We start from the raw sequence: 15737 nt of genomic DNA, 5'->3' as shown, positions 1-15737 counted from the left end.
TAGCCCATTTGATATCCGCAACCCGCCAAGCACTGCTTGACTTCCGTGGCCATTCTGGCAAATTGGGAAGCACTACCCCCTGAACCACTGCGGAGATGTCCATGCGCTTGCGCCACGTGCTGCTTGCGGCAACACTACTCGGCAGCGTCCTGCCCGCCCTGGCGTGCCGCATGACGATGGCGCTCGAGCAGTGGCCGCCGTACGTCTACCGCGACGCCCAGGGCGGTTATACGGGGCTGGACCTGGAACTGCTGCGCGCCATCTTCAAGGAAGCGCACTGCACCTTGGTCACCTTGCCGGAATTGCCGACGGCGCGGCGCCAGCTGCTGTTCCAGAAAGGGGGACTGGATCTGATGCCTGCCGCGTCCGACACGTTGGAACGCCACGCGTATGCGCGTTTCAGCGTCAGCTACCGCGATGAAACCGTCGGTGTCTTCGGCAAGGCCGGCGCGCCCGCCGTGCCGCACCACGCCGGCAGCTTCGCGCAACTCGCGCGCGGCAAGTCCACCCTGCTGGCGCCCAAGGTGGGCTGGTATGGGGCAGACTATGCGGCGGCCCGTCCGGCGCTGGAAAAGAATGGCCGCCTGAATACCTTCGGCAGCTTCCGGCAAGGCATCCTCATGCTCGACGCGGGCCGCGCCGACCTGCTGCTGGGCGACGTGCTGGCCGTGCGCCACGAAGCGCGCCAGCAGGGTGTTGCCTTGAGCACCCTGCCCTTCCTGGCCTTGCGCGCACCCGTGCACCTGATGCTCAATGCGCGCACGACCAGCGCCGCCGACCTGGCGCGCCTGAACGCCGCCATCACGCGCCTGGAACAGCGCGGCGTGCTGGCGGCGATACGCAACAGCTACGCAGCGCCGTAGCGGCAATCAGCCCTTGGCAGCCGCTTCCAGGATTTCCAGCTTGGTTTCACGGCCATTCTTTTGCACGCCCTGCGCCTTGTCGTAGCTTTCGATCAGGGCGCGATACGGCGGCACGATATGGTCCGTCATGATGGCGGCGAATTCCATCGCATCGGCGCGGTTCCAGGTGCTCATCACTTCAGCCAGCACGGCATACGTGTCGATCGGCACGGCGCCCGCCTGCGTCACGCGCGCCATGGTGATGTCGGTGGCCATCTTCGACCAGTTGCCCGAGGCGTCGATGATGGCAAACACCTTGTAGCCGGCCGCCAGCGCGCTGATGGTGGGGAAAGCCATGCACACGCTGGTGAGCGTGCCGGCGATCAGCAGGGTCTTGCGGCCCGTCTTTTCGATGGCATCGACCCAGGCCGGATTGTCCCAGGCGTTGATCTGGCCCGTGCGCGGGATGTAGACGGCTTCCGGGTTGAAATGGTGGATTTCCGGGATCAAGGGGCCGTTCGGGCCGTCAGGCACGGACGCGGTGGTGAAGGTCGGCATGTTCGCCAGGCGGGACAGCTTGGCCAGCGCCGTGACGTGGCCGCGCAGCACGTGCTGCTCGATGTCGCGCACCAGCTGGAACAAGCCGCTCTGGTGGTCGATCAGCAGCATGACGGCGTCGTCGGGATCGATCATCGGTGGCAAACCTTGGAAGTTGGCGGGGGTGCTCATGGTGGTCTCCTGAAAAACCGTGCCGCGGGATGCGGCACGGGTACTACACAAATTCACTGCACAAATTACTTTGCGATGCGGGCGAAGCGGCCGCTGTTGAAATCCTCGAACGCCTGCGCGATTTCCGCTTCGGTGTTCATGACGAAGGGACCATGGCCGACGATGGGCTCGTCGATCGGCTCGCCACTGAGCAGCAGCACCACGGCGTCGTTGTTCGCTTCGACGGTGATGCTGTCGCCATCACGCTCGAACAGCGCCATCTGCGCTTCGCGCACCACGCTCTCGCCATTGACCAGCACCGTGCCATGCAGGACGATCAGCGCCGTGCTCCAGCCTTTGTTCAAGGGCAGCTCCGTCAGCTTGCCCTGGGCCAGGCGCACATCCCACACCTGCATCGGCGAGAACGTGCGGGCGGGGCCATGCTGGCCGTCGAAGTCGCCGGCGATCACGCGCACGGAACCTGCAGCATCGGGCAGCGCCAGCGTGGGAATCGTGTCGCTGGTGATGGCCTGGTAGCCGGGCGCCGTCATCTTGTTTTTCGCCGGCAGGTTCACCCACAGCTGCACCATTTCCAGGGTGCCGCCCGACTGCGTGAAGGCAGGCGAGTGAAACTCTTCATGCAGGATGCCGGCGCCGGCCGTCATCCATTGCACGTCGCCGGGGCCGATCACGCCGCCCTGGCCCGTCGAATCGCGGTGCGCCACTTCGCCCTTGTAGACGATGGTCACCGTTTCAAAACCGCGGTGCGGGTGCGAGCCGACGCCGGGCGGACGGGTGCCGGGCGCAAATTCGGCGGGACCGGCATAGTCGAGCAGCAGGAAGGGGCTCAGCTGCTTGCCATGGCCGCTGTACGAAAACATCGAGCGCACGGGAAAACCGTCGCCGACCCAGTGCTGGCGCGGTGCGCTGTAGATACCTGTGACTTTGTTCATCTCGATCTCCTGTTGGGGTTTGCATTACGATGGAGACAGAATACGCTTGCAACGATGAAGCGGGTAGACGGTAAAATAGGTCATCAGCGTTCCAAAAATAGAACGATCCAGGAGGCGGCATGCAGGACCTGAATGACTTGTATTACTTTGTGCAGGTGGTCGATCACGGCGGCTTCGCGCCGGCCGGGCGCGCGCTGGGCATGCCGAAATCCAAACTGAGCCGGCGCATCGCGCTGCTGGAAGAGCGCTTGGGTGCGCGCCTGCTGCAACGCACGACGCGGCATTTTTCCGTCACCGATGTGGGGCAGACGTTTTACGAGCATTGCAAGGCGATGCTGGTGGAAGCGGAGGCGGCGCAGGAGGCGATCGAACTGACGCGGGCCGCGCCGCGCGGCACGGTGCGCCTGTCCTGCCCCATCGCCCTGCTGCAATCGCTGGTCTCTCCCATGCTGGCCGGTTTCATGCGCGCGCATCCGCAAGTGACCCTGCTGCTGGAAGCGAGTAACCGCCGCGTCGACCTGGTGGCCGAAGGCATCGACGTGGCCATCCGCGTGCGTCCGCCGCCGCTGCCCGACAGCGACCTGGTGCTGCGCGTGCTGGCCGAACGTGGCCAGTGCATGGTGGGCAGCCCCCTGCTGTTCGCCGGCGCACCGCTGCCGAAGGCGCCGGCCGACCTGGCCGACTGGCCCAGCCTGGCCCTGGGCATGCCGCAACAGCACTATCAGTGGGATTTATATGGCCCCGATGGCGCGCGCGCCCAGCTGCGCCACTTACCGCGCTTCGTCACGGGCGACATGCTGACCCTGCGCGACGCGGCCGTGGCCGGCGTGGGCGTGGTCCAGCTGCCGACCATGATGATCACCGAGCAGGTGGCCAACGGCAGCCTGCTGCCGCTAATGGAGCAATGGCGGCCGCAACGCGAAATCATCCACGCCGTCTTCCCGTCGCGGCGCGGCCTGCTGCCGGCCGTGCGCGCGCTGATCGACTACCTGGCGCACAGCTTCGCCGCGCTGCCGGAAGAGTGAAGGTTTTCAGGTACGATGGTGCTCTTTCAACAGGCGTGAAAACAGCATGCGTTTATTGATACTGTCGGACCTGCACCATGAGTTATGGCGCAACGACGCGCCGCAGGGCGACCTCGCGCTCAGCTGCCCCGACGCCGTCATCCTGGCCGGCGACATCGACACGGGTACCCGCGCCGTCACCTGGGCCGCCAGTGCATTCGCGGGCCTGCCCGTGCTGTACGTGCATGGCAACCACGAAGGCTATGGCCACCATCTGGACAAGGTGCGCCAGGAGCTGCGCGCAGCCTGCGCCGCCACGCCCAACGTGCATTTTCTCGACGCCGATAGCCACGTCATCGCCGACCAGGCAGGCAACAAGGTGCGCTTCCTGGGCGCCACCCTGTGGACGGATTTCCGCCTGCTGGGCGACGACACCCGGCAAGCGGCCATGCGCGACGCGGAAGCCGTCATGAACGACTACAAGCGCATCCGCCTGGCCGGCATGGGCTTTCGCAAGCTGCGCGCGGCCGACACGGCCATGTTCCACGCGCAGCAAAAAGCGTGGCTGGCGCGCGAACTGGCGCAGCCCTTCGACGGACGCACGGTGGTCATCAGCCACATGGCGCCGTCGCTGCTCTCGGTCGACGATGCCTATGGCAGCGAAGGATGTTCGCCCGCCTATGCCTCGCGCCTGGACGACCTGGCCGCGCAAGCGGACCTGTGGGTGCATGGCCACCTGCACGTCTCGCGCGACTACCGGATCGGCGCGTGCCGCGTCGTATCGAACCCGTGCGGCTACAAGACGCGCAGCGGCGCGCCGCAAAATCCCGATTTTGATCCGAACTTCATCATTGACCTAACGGCCGGCTAATCGTCAGCTTTGAGACGGCCCGCCAGCCATTGCTGCAGGCGGTGCTTGCCGGCCCGGCGCGCCACGCGCGGCGACGTCTCCGACTGGTGCGCGCCGGCGCCGCCGCGCAGTTTCGCTACCGCCACCAGCGGATTGCGCGGCTTGGGCGTGGCTTTCAATTTAATTTTCATGGTGTTTCCTTTCAACCCGCTCGTCCAAAACAAAAAAACCCGGCAAGTTTCCTCACCGGGGTTTGAAAGACACCGGCTCGGGATCGGCAACATGCCGATGGCCCCGAGCGTCATGCGCGGGGCTAGTGGAGGTACAACTTGCTGCCAGCCTGCTCAAACATGGGTATCCTTTCTTTTGTTGGGTTAATCTGCGCTGCGGACGCTGATTCTGCGCCGCATGCTGCGGTGCGTCAACCGCTTTTCGTGGCGACTGCACCAACGTTGTTATTCTGTCGCAGCCGCTTTTTCTTTCGCGATACGGGCATCGAGCTTCGCTTCATTTTTGACAGCGTACTGGCTGCACGCCTGGGCATCGATGAAGGGATTCGGCGTGACACCTTCCAGCAAGCGCCTGAGTTTTTCGTCGGCGCCGGAATGGTCGGGGTGGGCCGAAATGAGGATATCGCAGGGCAGCCTGGCGAAATCCTGCATGGTGCGACGGAAGGCCGGCGTCATGTCGCCATGCGCCGCATCACCGCTGAAGTGAAAATGGCCCGCGCCCACCGGCGTGAGACTCGCACCGAACACCACGTTCAGGCATTCCTGCCCTGCCGCGTCCTCGCACGACACCCAGGTCCAGCTGGTGCTGCCAGGCGTGTGGCCCGGCGTATAGCGCGCCGTCACCGTCACGCCGCCCAGTTCCAGGGTCTCGCCATCGGCGATCTCGCGCACATCTTGCACGGCCGGCATGGGATCGATTGCACCCGCTTGCGGGTCCGTATCGAGCACCCTGCCAGCGCGCAGCGCCTGTGCGCCGAGCGGGCTGGCGACCACTTGCGCGCCGCTGTCGCGGGCCAGGGCGGCGATGCCGCCCGAATGGTCGAAATGCGCTTCCGTATTCAGGATGAACTTGATGTCTTCCAGGCGAAAACCCAGCTCGAGGATATGTTCCTTGATGGCGGCCACCGATTGCGGCAGCGCGCCGTCGATCAGGATCAAGCCTTCGCGCGTGTGGATCAGCACCACGCTCAAGCCGCCCACGCCCACGTAATACGTGTCGCCGTGGATGCGCGCCGGTTGCTGCGGGCGGTTCCACTGCGCCGCATACGGCGAGGCGATCGGCTGCGTCAGGGGATCGACGGCGGGCGCGGCGGCATGCGCGGCAAACGGCAGCGCCGAGGAGGCCAGCGCGATACTGAGCAAAGTCTTGGAAAGGAAGAAAGGCGGCATGCGGCTCCAGTAATGAGTGTGCGGTAATCGATGCCACAGGGTAACGTCGTCCCCTCATGCGGTCAAGCAGCCGGACGCGGCAACTTGCGCTACGATAGAGGTCCATAGACCTGCCGTGCGCCTTGCCGCGCCCACTGCCATGCGTTTGCTGATTCTGTCCGACCTGCACCTGGAAGTCTGGGGTGAAAACACACCCGCCATCGACCTTGCCGCCAGCCGCCCCGACGTGGTGATCCTGGCCGGCGACATCGACACGGGCTGCAACGCCATCGCTTGGGCCGCGCGCACCTTCGGCACCCTGCCCGTGCTGTACGTGCACGGCAACCATGAGGGCTATGGCCACCAGCTGGAACACATGCAGGACGCCGTGCACGACGCTTGCGCCAGCGCGAATGCGCACGGCGCCAACATCCGCCTGCTCGATGGCGACGCCATGGTACTGAACGGCGTGCGTTTTCTCGGCGTCACGCTGTGGACGGATTTTTTGCTGTTCGGCGCGGAGCGCCGGGAAGAAGCCTTGAGCGCGGCGCAAAGCTACATGCCCGACTACAAGCGCATCAGCACGGGCGGCGACACGCCGCGCCTCTTGTGCGCGGCCGACACGGCGCAGCTGCACGCGCAGCACCGCGCCTGGCTGGAACGGCAGCTGGCGCAACCCTTCGATGGCAAGACCGTCGTCATCACGCACATGGCGCCCTCGATGCTGTCGGTGGAAGAGCAATACGCAACGAACCTGGGCTCGCCCGCCTTCGCCTCGCAGCTCGATGCACTGGTGGCGCAGGCCGACCTGTGGGTGCATGGCCACATGCATGCCTCGCTCGATTACCGCGTCCAGGATTGCCGCGTCGTGTGCAACCCGTGCGGCTACAAGCAGCCCGATGGCATGCCGGAGAATGAACGCTACGATTCCGGCTTCATCGTCGACCTCGCCGGCACGGTTTAATTTTTTCGATAGCGCAGCTGCACCACGCCGCTGGGCAGCTGGCGCGTGTCGTCCAGGCGCCAGTCGCTGCGCGGCAAGCCATCCTCGAACAGGCGCACGCCCTTGCCCAGTACCACGGGCAGCACGGACAAGGTCAGGCTGTCGATGACGCCCTCGCGCAAACCCGTGCGGATGACGGCGCCGCCATCGAGATACACGTGGCGGCACCCCTCATCTGCCAGCGCTTCCAGTACTTCCCCCACGCTGCCTGCGCGGCGCTGCTCGCCATGGCGCGGCGCGAAGTCGCGGTGGCTGAGTACCACCACGCGCTTGCCCGCATACGGCCATGGTTCAAAACCCAGCACGGCGTCATACGTGGTGCGGCCGATCAGCAAGGTATCGACTTGCTCCAACAACGCCGTGTAGCCGGTGGCGTCGGGCGAGTCGGGCGCCAATTCCGCCAGCCAGGACAGGTCGCCGTTTTCTCCCGCGATGCAGCCGTCGAGGCTGATGCCGAGAAATACGCTGACGAAAGTTTTTTGCATGGGTGCTCCTTGATTTAATTCTACGGTGTAGAATTATGCCCATGAAAACCCCAAAACTTCAAGCCATGGAATCTCCCGTGCGCCGTGCCGGGCGTCCGCGCCGCGCTCTGCCCGCGCTGGACAGCGCCAGCATCCTGCAGACGGCATTAACCCTGCTGGAAGAAAAAGGCGAAGCATTTTCCATGCGCGCGCTGGCGCAGAGCCTGGGCGTCGATGCCATGGCCTTGTATCACTACTATGCGGGAAAAGAGGAGTTATTGCTGGCGTTGATGGTGCAGCGTTTTGCCGCGCTCGATCCGTGCCAGCCGCCATTTACGCAACGCCAGGGGCCGCAGCGGCGCCTGCTCGCGCTGTGCGCGCTGTACCTGGAACTGGTCAGCGCCACGCCGTATTTCGTGCGCCTGATGGCGCGCGGACTGGTAGAGCAAGCCGACGTGGCCGAGCGCTTCACGGCGCTGTTTGAGCAGGCCATCGAAGGCCTCGGCCTGGACAAGAAAACCCGGCTGCGGGGGCGCGATGCGCTCGTCGATTTCCTGCACGGCTATGCGCTGGCGGGCCGGCCGGCCAGCGAGACAGCCTGGCACGCCTCGGTCAGCCTGATCCTGGCGGGCATGGCCGCTGGACACACTGCTGTGTGACGACGAGCGGCCGGACGCACTAGCCTGGCATCAGGCCAGCAGCTTGAGCAGCGCCTGCGCGGCCGCTTCCGACGATGCGGGATTCTGGCCCGTGACCAGCAAGCCATCGGTAACAGCGTACGGCTGCCAGTCGCCCAGCTTCGAGTACACGCCGCCATTTTCCTTGAGCATGTCCTCGACGAGGAAAGGCACGATGGCCGTCAAGCCGACGGCATCTTCCTCGGTATTCGTAAAGCCCGTCACCTGCTTGCCGCGCACCAGCGGCGTGCCATCAAGCGCTTTCACGTGGCGCAGCACGCCGGGCGCGTGGCAGACAGCGGCGACGGGCTTGCCGGCGGCGATCATCTGCTCGATCAGTGCGATCGAGTGCGGGTCTTCGGCCAGGTCCCACAGCGGGCCATGGCCGCCCGGGTAGAACACGGCGTCGAAGTCCCCCGCCTTCACGTCGGCCAGCTTGCCCGTGTTGGCCAGCACGGCTTGCGCAGCGGCGTCCTGCTTGAAGCGGCGGGTAGCATCCGTTTGCGAATCCGGCTCGTCGCTTTTCGGGTCCAGCGGCGGCTGGCCGCCATTGGGCGAGACCACGGTCAGCTTGGCGCCCGCTTCCTGCAAGGCATAGTAGGGCGCGGCGAATTCTTCCAGCCAGAAGCCGGTTTTCTTGCCGGTGTTACCGAGTTGATCGTGCGAGGTCAGTACCATCAGAATGTTCATGTTGTTTCCTTTTATGTCAGGGTTACAGTGCTGCTTCGAGGATACGGCGGCTGCGCGCGAGGTCGATATCGCGGTGTTCGCCGAGGGAGGTCATGCCATGTGCTTCCAATTGTTTCAGTACCGCGTCCACCGCTTCCTGCCCCAGCTGATAGGCCGACAAACGGGTCGGGATGCCCAGGCCTTCAAAGAAGGCGCGCGTGCGGGCGATGGCGGTATCGATGCGCTCGTCGTCGCTGCCGCTGGTGATGTTCCAGACACGTTCGCCATACTGTAGCAATTTGCCGCGTTTCTGCTCGCGCTGTACGTCCAGCAGCGCCGGCAGCACCAGCGCCAAGGTGCGTGCATGGTCGATGTCGTACAGGGCCGTCAGTTCGTGGCCGATCATGTGGGTGGCCCAGTCCTGCGGCACACCGGCGCCGATCAAGCCATTCAGGGCCAGGGTGGCCGTCCACATCAGATTGGCGCGGGTGGCGTAATCGTCGGGCAAGGCCACGGCCTGCGGCGCGATCTCGACCAGGGTTTGCAGCAAGCCTTCGGCAAAGCGGTCCTGCACCTTCGCCTGTACCGGATAGGTCAGATACTGTTCCGTCGTGTGGACAAAGGCGTCGACCAGGCCATTGGCCACCTGCGTGGCCGGCAAGGTAAACGTTTTGCTCGGGTCGAGCACGGAAAACTGCGGGTACAGCAGCGGGCTGCGGAAACTCAGCTTGTCATGCGTGGCTTTTTTCGTCACCACGCCGCCGCTGTTCATTTCCGACCCCGTGGCAGGCAAGGTGAGCACCGTGCCAAACGGCAAGGCGCGCTGCACATTGGCGCCGCCGCGCTCGGCGATTTCCCATGGCTCGCCGTCGTACAGAGCGGCGGCGGCGACGAACTTGGTGCCGTCGATCACCGAGCCGCCGCCGACTGCCAGCAGGAAATCCACCTTATCGCTGCGTACCTGGGCGACGGCGCGCATCAGGGTTTCATAGCTGGGATTGGGTTCAATGCCGCCAAACTCCTGCACGCTGCGCTGGCCCAGCGCAAGAGCAGCTCGCACTTCGGCCAGGGTGCCCGTCTTTTCGGCACTGGCGCCGCCGTACAAGATCAGCACGCGCGCGTCGTGCGGCACCAGGGTGGACAATTTGGCGACGGTGTCGGCGCCGAACACGATCTTGGTCGGGTTATGAAATTCAAAATTCTTCATGCTGCTGCTCCTTTATTATTAGACTGGTCGTCTAGAATGCAGTTCAAAAAACGCGGACATGGTGCGTCCGCTTGTTTGCCTTGTTTACCGTTTATCGGTCGCTGTCCGGCGGCAGCTGCAACATGGCCAGGGTCGCACGCCACGCCGTTTGCAAGGCGCTGGCGTCGCGCCGCAGCTTGGTCAGCATGGCCGCACCCAGCCACAGCTGGTACAAGGTGGCGGCCATCTGCGCCGGATCGGCCACCGATGGCAAGGTATCGTCCACCCTGCCCCGCGCGATGGCCAGGGCCAGCCTGGCGATGATGCGATGCGTGCCATCGAGCAGCGCCACGCGCATCGGTTCCGACATGTCCGCCACCTCGCTGCTGAGCTTGACCACCAGGCAGCGGCAGTCGCAACCGCTGCCATCAAGGCTTGCGCTGGTCCAGCTGGCCCAATACGCCATCAGCGACTGCGCCGCGTTCTGGCCGGGCTGGCTCAGCACGAGCTCCATTTCAGCCAGGTAGCCGGTGACGTAATCTTCCAGCATCGCTTCGCCAAACAATTCCTTGGACTTGAAGTAATGGTAGAACGACCCCTTGGGCACATCCGCAGCCGACAGGATCTCGTTCAGCCCCACCCCGGCAAAACCCTTGCGCGTGATGATGGCCTTGCCCTGGTCGATAATGTGCTGGCGCACGTCGGTGTATTCAGCTTTCATGCGACGCATTGTAGCACAATTAGACCAGTCGTCTAGGTCCTTCTATTTCAATGCAACGACTGCGACCTAAGCGCGCTTGTCACGCATGGCGTCTTCATCAGGCTGCTCGCGAAGATCAAGGGCGCCATGATCTTGGGCGCGCCATTCGCGGCGCAATTGCGCCATCCGGCTGAAGGCGGTCCTTGCCAATTTCCACCAGGCAAACGGACGCGGGTCGGCCAGCATGCTGAGCGCTCGGGAATAATCGAGCGTCAGCCCGGGCGTCCACGCCATCGTCACGGCACGCTTGCGGATCTGGGCGGCGACCCACAGTTCCGGCGTCGCCAGGATGCGGAAAAACACTTTCCAGCCTGCGCGATCGCCATACAGGCGGCCAACGGCGCCGTCGATAGCCGCTTCCAGGGCCCGGGCAACCGTACTGGAACAATTACGATGCGTGAGATTGTAAGTCGCGTCCTTGCGATAATGCCGCCAGAACGACTGCAGCTGGCGCGGGTCGTAATTCCGGATACGGACCTGAACGGTGGACGGGCACCATGCCTTCGACTCTGTCGCGTAATCGGGCTGGAATACGCCCGGTACGTCATTCTCGCGGGTGGCGCGCAGCAGGCGTCCGAAATCGTCGGGCGAACGGTCGATCTCCACACTCGGATACAGGCTGATATAAATACCCTCCGGCGACTCCAATGCCGCATGCCCGGTGGAGATCACGCCGTTGACATCGACCGCGGCGATATAGCGGTCGACGATCGGATAATTCTGGGTGGGCGACTTGGCTGAACCGGAAGGCGTCCAGACATGCACCGTCAGCGCCTGTTCATGGTCCGCTGGAGGCCCCTCCCACTCCACTTGCGTGAATGCGGAAGCAAGCTGCTCATCCGGCTGAACGTCAGGCTGCACCGATTCCGACAGCGCCGGGTTATCGCTCATGCGGCGAACACGGGCGGCCAGGGCGATCAAGTTGGCGCCGCCAAACATCAGGAACAAGCCCAGGCAATACGGCAGTGTGCCGACATAGTGCGTCGGGTAGGGCTGGTAAAAGAAGATTGCCAGCGCAATTTCGGCCACGCCCCACGAGAAGGCCACGCGCCAGCGGCGATAGCGGACCATGTAAGCGGAAATACACTGTATCAGCCCGTCGGCGAGAAACAGCGTCCCAAAAATCATCGATAACAGGAAATTGCCATGGTGGTGACCGGCGAAGATCAGCATCGCCGCCAGCACGACGGCGCAACCTTTCACGTATCGCAATATCCGCTGGCCGCCGACGCCGGTCCATGCCACAGCCAGCGTTGCCAGGCCTTCGGCCAAGAACAGGTAAGCAAAGAAATTGATCGGGAAGTACAGCGCGTTATCGAGTGCGTCGATAAATATGACCAGGCCTGCGAGCAGCCATATCAATCCGATCAACAGGATACTGCGCCAGCGCTTGCGCAGATATTCAACGCCCAATAACAGCAACACCAATCGAATCATGAATGCTCCTCCTGTTTTTAACTTCAGCAGCAGTACTCGAACAATACGTATTCACTGGCCGTCATGGCTGTGAAAGCGTATGGCCACGGACTCTCACATCATTTGAGAATGACAATTGTCGCAATCAATGAATTAAGTAACCCCCAATAAATTATTGTGATTTCTGACTTCCATAACCGGCGCTCTGCGGCGTTGCCCGCTGCTAGCAGTGCTCGCACTGCGTCGCAGCGGGCGCCTTGCATAGCATCCGGTTCTGTTCGTCATAAATTCACAATAATTTCCTGAGGATTACTTAGCGTAAAAATGAAATTCTTCAGAAAAGTATCATAAAAGATAAAAATGTCAGGTTTGCTTGCCGGCAGCCGTATCAACAGCAGGCAATCGGTTCGCCCACTGCGTCACACATTAACGGGGCGTGAGCATGTCGCCCTGGTGACGGTGTCCCAATACCTCATAGCCGACGACCGTGATGACCGGCGCAAAGAGCAAAATACCGAGACATTCAACGATATTCGCGCCAAAGATCGCCGCCATGATCGCCGTCGCGATGACGGCAGCTGTTGCAAGCAAAAGCCATATATGCAGTTGATCGAAGCGGCGCACAAGAAAATAGTGGAGCGCATAAATCAAGGCGAGGAAAATGGTCACGGGAATCGCCGTGGCAAGCAGGGCCGGGAGTGTGCCGATATGGGCCTTGTTTTCAATCAGGTTCGCCGCGACGTCAAGGCCAGCCCCCGTTGCCACAATAGATGCAATGATCAATATCTGCCCATAGCTCCAGATGAAAGCGCGTGAGCGATGCACGTGCAGCACATTCGCCGACGGCAGAATGGAATACACCCACCACATGCCAAAGGTCAGTCCGACGCCTGCAATGCAAGCGAGCGCCGTTTCCAGTGTCCAGCCCTGGTGCTCTATTTCGGCAGACAACGTCGCGACCGTACCGACCAGGCCTTCCCCCAAGGCAAGGATGGCGAACAGGCTGTAGCGTTCCGCAATGTGCTCCGCGTGCCATGGCGTATCGCCATCCTTGCGCTCCGCCAGCACGGGGCCGGCGAACTCAATGAGAAACCAGAGGACAACCAGGACAATGGTCACGCCCATCGAGAAAGGGAAAAGAATAATCGCTATCCAGCCTATCTGGGCAATCGCAATGGCGGCGGCATAGGTGAGGCAAGCGCGGCGTCGTGCGACGTCTTGCCTCGCTGCCCGCAACCATTGAAATATCAGCGCCACGCGCATGATCACGTAGCCGAGTACCATCACCGAGTTATCCAACTGCTGGCCGTGTTCGAGGGAAGAGAACAGGCGCGGCAAACCGACCGCCAGCACCAGCACACCCGTCATCTGTACCATCGTGGTGATGCGGAAAATCCAGTCGTCAGTGTCGTAGGCGGATGCAAACCACGTGAAATTGAACCAGGCCCAGCAGATGCAGAGGCTCGAAAATCCAAATCCGATGAGCGCGCTGGCGTAATGGCCTGCCGCGAGTGCGTGTGCGAACTGTGCCGCGGCAAACGCAAAGCATGTGACGAAAGTCAGGTCGAATAACAATTCCAGAGACGATGCGACACGGTGCGGCTCGTGCGGATCGCGTCCTGACATCCGCCGTATGTGATGGTGGAGAACTTTGCCAACAGAATCAGATGTGCTCATGCGTTATTCCTTGCCAGCGAACGCGATATCAATAATGGTTTCAAGAATCAGGTGCAGTGTAGCCTGCGAATTGCTCATATGGCAAAATTCAAGCATGGCTCACACAATGCCGGGTATTGCATCCATACCCGGCACACCCCGGTCAAACTCCGTTAAGCGGGAAAATCCGTCGATGCGGAGAGCTCGCGCCACGTCTCCATTTCCTGTGCCACAAAGGCATTTTTTGCGGCAATCGCAGCCAGCGTATCGGTGCCCATGGGAAGGCGCAGTGGCGGATTGGGCGCGTCGGCAAGGCGGAGCATGGCGGCCGCCAATTTTTTGGGATCACCGGGCTGATTGTGGTTCAGCGATAACGCTTGTTTGCGCACGGCGCCCGAAGTCGCCGCGTAATCGCCAATTTCATCGGGCGCTACGAGCAGCGACGAGGCATCGAGGAAATCGGTGCGGAAATAACCTGGTTCAACGATGGTGGCGTGGATGCCCAGTGGCTTGAGTTCGGTATGCATGGCTTCCGTGATGCCTTCGACGGCAAATTTTGTCGATGAATACACCCCGAACCCTGCCGCAGCCTGATAGCCGCCGATCGATGAAATATTGATCACGTGACCGGAACGCTGAGCCCGCATTATAGGCAGCACGGCGCGCGTCACGTTCAGCAAGCCGAAGACATTCGTGTCAAACATCCGTCTCACATCCGCATCGCCAGACTCTTCCACGGCAGCCAACAGACCGAAGCCCGCATTATTGACGAGCACGTCAATACGCCCAAAATGTTCCAGCGCAACGCGCACGCCCAGCCTGATTTGCTCCTCATTCGTCACGTCGAGCGCAATCGGCAGCAACGCGGCGGACGTGCCAAGCCGCTCGATGATCGCTGTCGCGTTGCGCCCGGTTGCGACCACGGCATTGCCGTCCGCCAGTGCCGCCTCTGCAATCAATGCGCCGATGCCCCTGGATGCACCGGTAATCAACCAGACGCGCTTGAGTTCGTGCTGTTGGACGTTCTTCATCATTCTGCTCCCGAGCTGCTTAAAGGGCGAATGATAGAAGCAAAAATTGGCATGAACTAGTGGTCAAATGCTAGAATGATAATCAACTAAAACTTGCTAATCATTCTCGCTCCATGAACGATATCCGCGCCATTACCGTCTTCGTCCGTACGGCAACGCTGGGCAGCTTGCGGCGCGCGGCCATCGACCAGGGCATTTCCCCGCAGGCGGCCAGCCAATCGGTGATCCAGCTGGAAAAATCACTGGGCGTGCGCCTGTTCCACCGGACCACGCGCAAGCTGAGTTTGACGGAAGAAGGCCAGCGCCTGTTCGACAGCGTGAAACCGGCACTGGCCATACTGTCGTCATCCCTCGACGAAGCGCGCCGGTCAAAGGAAGAAGTGAACGGGATATTGCGCATCAACGCTCCCCAGTCGCTGGGGCTGTCCGTGCTTTGGCAATTTTTCGAATTATTCCACCAGTCCCATCCCAAAGTGCAGCTCGACATCCAGCTCGATGACCAGTTCACCGATCTGGTGAGCGGGCGCGCCGATGTCGGTTTCCGGGGTGGCCCCCCGCCCTCGGGAGGGTCGATTGCGCGGCGGCTCGTGCCCATTCAGCTGATCGTTTGCGCATCGCCGGACTACATCCAGCGCCACGGCGCTCCTCAAACGATAGACGAACTGAGCCAGCACAGCTGTACCGGCTATCGGTGGGCAAACACAGGCAAGGTCGCCCAATGGCAGTTCCAGATCGGCGACGAAATTGTGCATCGGGACATACCGGCCGTCATTTGCGTGAATGACACCGCGATGGAGACACGGGCGGTGTTGTCGGGCCTTGGCATTGGACAGCTAGGGAGTTTCGAGGCCATGCCGCATATCCGTAGCGGCCGGCTCGTGCCTTTGCTCATGCAGCATGTCAGCCAGTGCGGCGCCATCTATATCTACTATGGGCATCGGGCGGAACAGTCGCTGCGGGTGAGGACCTTTATTGACTTCATGATCGAAAAACTCGCTGACAACCGCGCATTCTTCCTGGAGAGCTCGGAATTGGCCGCTTCCATCCCCCGTTGAAGGCACATCCTCATACGCAGGGGCTGAGAAAAATCCATTCCATGAATTGCGGCAGCACCGGCCACCGCATTCTCATCACCGATC

General features: G+C 62.2%; 17 protein-coding genes. 6 read left to right on the top strand and 11 right to left on the bottom strand.

The annotated features are described in order from the left end of the window. Positions 1-101: 101 nt before the first annotated feature. Positions 102-863, top strand: coding sequence for a substrate-binding periplasmic protein (locus VM94_RS03150; protein WP_046682244.1), 762 nt, complete (start codon positions 102-104; stop codon positions 861-863). A 6-nt stretch (positions 864-869) separates the two neighbouring features. On the opposite strand, the gene VM94_RS03145 is transcribed toward VM94_RS03150, so the two are convergent. Together VM94_RS03145 and VM94_RS03140 are read right to left on the bottom strand one after the other, a co-directional pair. After that, positions 870-1571: an isochorismatase family protein gene (locus tag VM94_RS03145; protein WP_200899194.1), complete on the bottom strand. Its 702-nt coding sequence runs from the start codon at positions 1569-1571 to the stop codon at positions 870-872. 65 nt (positions 1572-1636) lie between these two features. Next, positions 1637-2503 carry a pirin family protein gene (locus VM94_RS03140; protein WP_046682150.1) on the bottom strand — a complete coding sequence of 289 codons (867 nt, stop codon included), beginning with the start codon at positions 2501-2503 and terminating at the stop codon, positions 1637-1639. Between the two features lie 119 nt (positions 2504-2622). On the opposite strand from VM94_RS03140, the gene VM94_RS03135 reads away from it, so the two are divergent. Together VM94_RS03135 and VM94_RS03130 are read left to right on the top strand one after the other, a co-directional pair. After that, entirely contained in the window at positions 2623-3528 is a 906-nt protein-coding gene (locus VM94_RS03135) for a LysR family transcriptional regulator (protein ID WP_046682149.1), read from the top strand. 46 nt (positions 3529-3574) lie between these two features. Then, entirely contained in the window at positions 3575-4378 is an 804-nt protein-coding gene (locus VM94_RS03130; RefSeq protein ID WP_046682148.1) for a metallophosphoesterase family protein, read from the top strand. Here VM94_RS03130 and VM94_RS28655 read toward each other — a convergent pair. Both VM94_RS28655 and bla read right to left on the bottom strand, forming a co-directional pair. Then, positions 4375-4548: a hypothetical protein gene (locus VM94_RS28655; protein ID WP_185982099.1), complete on the bottom strand. Its 174-nt coding sequence runs from the start codon at positions 4546-4548 to the stop codon at positions 4375-4377. The two genes, VM94_RS03130 and VM94_RS28655, sit on opposite strands and share 4 nt — an antisense overlap. 264 nt (positions 4549-4812) lie before the next feature. Continuing rightward, a complete protein-coding gene (gene bla, locus VM94_RS03125; RefSeq protein ID WP_046682147.1) occupies positions 4813-5757 on the bottom strand; it encodes a subclass B3 metallo-beta-lactamase in 945 nt (314 codons plus the stop codon). Between the two features lie 139 nt (positions 5758-5896). On the opposite strand from bla, the gene VM94_RS03120 reads away from it, so the two are divergent. Next, the gene (locus VM94_RS03120) at positions 5897-6700 is read left to right on the top strand and encodes a metallophosphoesterase family protein (RefSeq protein ID WP_046682146.1); all 804 of its coding nucleotides are present in this window, start codon (positions 5897-5899) and stop codon (positions 6698-6700) included. Here VM94_RS03120 and VM94_RS03115 read toward each other — a convergent pair. After that, complete coding sequence (locus VM94_RS03115; protein WP_046682145.1) at positions 6697-7224, bottom strand: dihydrofolate reductase family protein; 528 nt, start codon at positions 7222-7224, stop codon at positions 6697-6699. The two genes, VM94_RS03120 and VM94_RS03115, sit on opposite strands and share 4 nt — an antisense overlap. A 41-nt stretch (positions 7225-7265) precedes the next feature. Between VM94_RS03115 and VM94_RS03110 the strand changes: the two genes are divergently transcribed. Then, on the top strand, positions 7266-7862 hold the full coding sequence (locus VM94_RS03110; protein ID WP_160309268.1) for a TetR/AcrR family transcriptional regulator: 597 nt from the start codon (positions 7266-7268) through the stop codon (positions 7860-7862). Between the two features lie 30 nt (positions 7863-7892). Here the strand turns inward: VM94_RS03110 and VM94_RS03105 are convergent, their stop codons facing one another. The 6 genes from VM94_RS03105 to VM94_RS03080 all read right to left on the bottom strand — a co-directional run bounded on the left by VM94_RS03105 (position 7893) and on the right by VM94_RS03080 (position 14598). Continuing rightward, a complete protein-coding gene (locus VM94_RS03105) occupies positions 7893-8570 on the bottom strand; it encodes a type 1 glutamine amidotransferase domain-containing protein (protein WP_046682143.1) in 678 nt (225 codons plus the stop codon). A 22-nt stretch (positions 8571-8592) separates the two neighbouring features. Then, positions 8593-9756 carry an iron-containing alcohol dehydrogenase gene (locus VM94_RS03100; RefSeq protein WP_046682142.1) on the bottom strand — a complete coding sequence of 388 codons (1164 nt, stop codon included), beginning with the start codon at positions 9754-9756 and terminating at the stop codon, positions 8593-8595. Between the two features lie 91 nt (positions 9757-9847). Then, positions 9848-10456, bottom strand: a complete 609-nt coding sequence (locus VM94_RS03095; RefSeq protein WP_046682141.1) for a TetR/AcrR family transcriptional regulator — start codon at positions 10454-10456, stop codon at positions 9848-9850. A gap of 66 nt (positions 10457-10522) precedes the next feature. After that, positions 10523-11932, bottom strand: coding sequence for an HdeD family acid-resistance protein (locus tag VM94_RS03090; protein ID WP_046682140.1), 1410 nt, complete (start codon positions 11930-11932; stop codon positions 10523-10525). A gap of 405 nt (positions 11933-12337) precedes the next feature. Next, positions 12338-13588, bottom strand: a complete 1251-nt coding sequence (locus VM94_RS03085) for a low temperature requirement protein A (protein WP_200899193.1) — start codon at positions 13586-13588, stop codon at positions 12338-12340. Between the two features lie 152 nt (positions 13589-13740). Beyond that, positions 13741-14598: an oxidoreductase gene (locus tag VM94_RS03080; RefSeq protein ID WP_046682241.1), complete on the bottom strand. Its 858-nt coding sequence runs from the start codon at positions 14596-14598 to the stop codon at positions 13741-13743. 113 nt (positions 14599-14711) lie between these two features. Here VM94_RS03080 and VM94_RS03075 point away from each other — a divergent pair, with 113 nt between their 5' ends. Next, positions 14712-15653, top strand: coding sequence for a LysR family transcriptional regulator (locus tag VM94_RS03075; RefSeq protein ID WP_046682139.1), 942 nt, complete (start codon positions 14712-14714; stop codon positions 15651-15653). Positions 15654-15737 lie beyond the last annotated feature (84 nt).

The sequence above is a fragment of the Janthinobacterium sp. KBS0711 genome (assembly GCF_000988085.1).
GTDB lineage: Bacteria > Pseudomonadota > Gammaproteobacteria > Burkholderiales > Burkholderiaceae_D > Janthinobacterium > Janthinobacterium lividum_E.
This window is presented reverse-complemented; position numbering and strand designations above follow the sequence as displayed.

Bases quoted from the DNA above. Each gene is read 5' to 3' on its own strand.
- VM94_RS03150 (WP_046682244.1), top strand. From the start codon at position 102: ATGCGCTTGCGCCACGTGCTGCTTGCGGCAACACTACTCGGCAGCGTC.
- VM94_RS03145 (WP_200899194.1), bottom strand. From the start codon at position 1,571: ATGAGCACCCCCGCCAACTTCCAAGGTTTGCCACCGATGATCGATCCC.
- VM94_RS03140 (WP_046682150.1), bottom strand. From the start codon at position 2,503: ATGAACAAAGTCACAGGTATCTACAGCGCACCGCGCCAGCACTGGGTC.
- VM94_RS03135 (WP_046682149.1), top strand. From the start codon at position 2,623: ATGCAGGACCTGAATGACTTGTATTACTTTGTGCAGGTGGTCGATCAC.
- VM94_RS03130 (WP_046682148.1), top strand. From the start codon at position 3,575: ATGCGTTTATTGATACTGTCGGACCTGCACCATGAGTTATGGCGCAAC.
- VM94_RS28655 (WP_185982099.1), bottom strand. From the start codon at position 4,548: ATGAAAATTAAATTGAAAGCCACGCCCAAGCCGCGCAATCCGCTGGTG.
- bla (WP_046682147.1), bottom strand. From the start codon at position 5,757: ATGCCGCCTTTCTTCCTTTCCAAGACTTTGCTCAGTATCGCGCTGGCC.
- VM94_RS03120 (WP_046682146.1), top strand. From the start codon at position 5,897: ATGCGTTTGCTGATTCTGTCCGACCTGCACCTGGAAGTCTGGGGTGAA.
- VM94_RS03115 (WP_046682145.1), bottom strand. From the start codon at position 7,224: ATGCAAAAAACTTTCGTCAGCGTATTTCTCGGCATCAGCCTCGACGGC.
- VM94_RS03110 (WP_160309268.1), top strand. From the start codon at position 7,266: ATGAAAACCCCAAAACTTCAAGCCATGGAATCTCCCGTGCGCCGTGCC.
- VM94_RS03105 (WP_046682143.1), bottom strand. From the start codon at position 8,570: ATGAACATTCTGATGGTACTGACCTCGCACGATCAACTCGGTAACACC.
- VM94_RS03100 (WP_046682142.1), bottom strand. From the start codon at position 9,756: ATGAAGAATTTTGAATTTCATAACCCGACCAAGATCGTGTTCGGCGCC.
- VM94_RS03095 (WP_046682141.1), bottom strand. From the start codon at position 10,456: ATGAAAGCTGAATACACCGACGTGCGCCAGCACATTATCGACCAGGGC.
- VM94_RS03090 (WP_046682140.1), bottom strand. From the start codon at position 11,932: ATGATTCGATTGGTGTTGCTGTTATTGGGCGTTGAATATCTGCGCAAG.
- VM94_RS03085 (WP_200899193.1), bottom strand. From the start codon at position 13,588: ATGAGCACATCTGATTCTGTTGGCAAAGTTCTCCACCATCACATACGG.
- VM94_RS03080 (WP_046682241.1), bottom strand. From the start codon at position 14,598: ATGAAGAACGTCCAACAGCACGAACTCAAGCGCGTCTGGTTGATTACC.
- VM94_RS03075 (WP_046682139.1), top strand. From the start codon at position 14,712: ATGAACGATATCCGCGCCATTACCGTCTTCGTCCGTACGGCAACGCTG.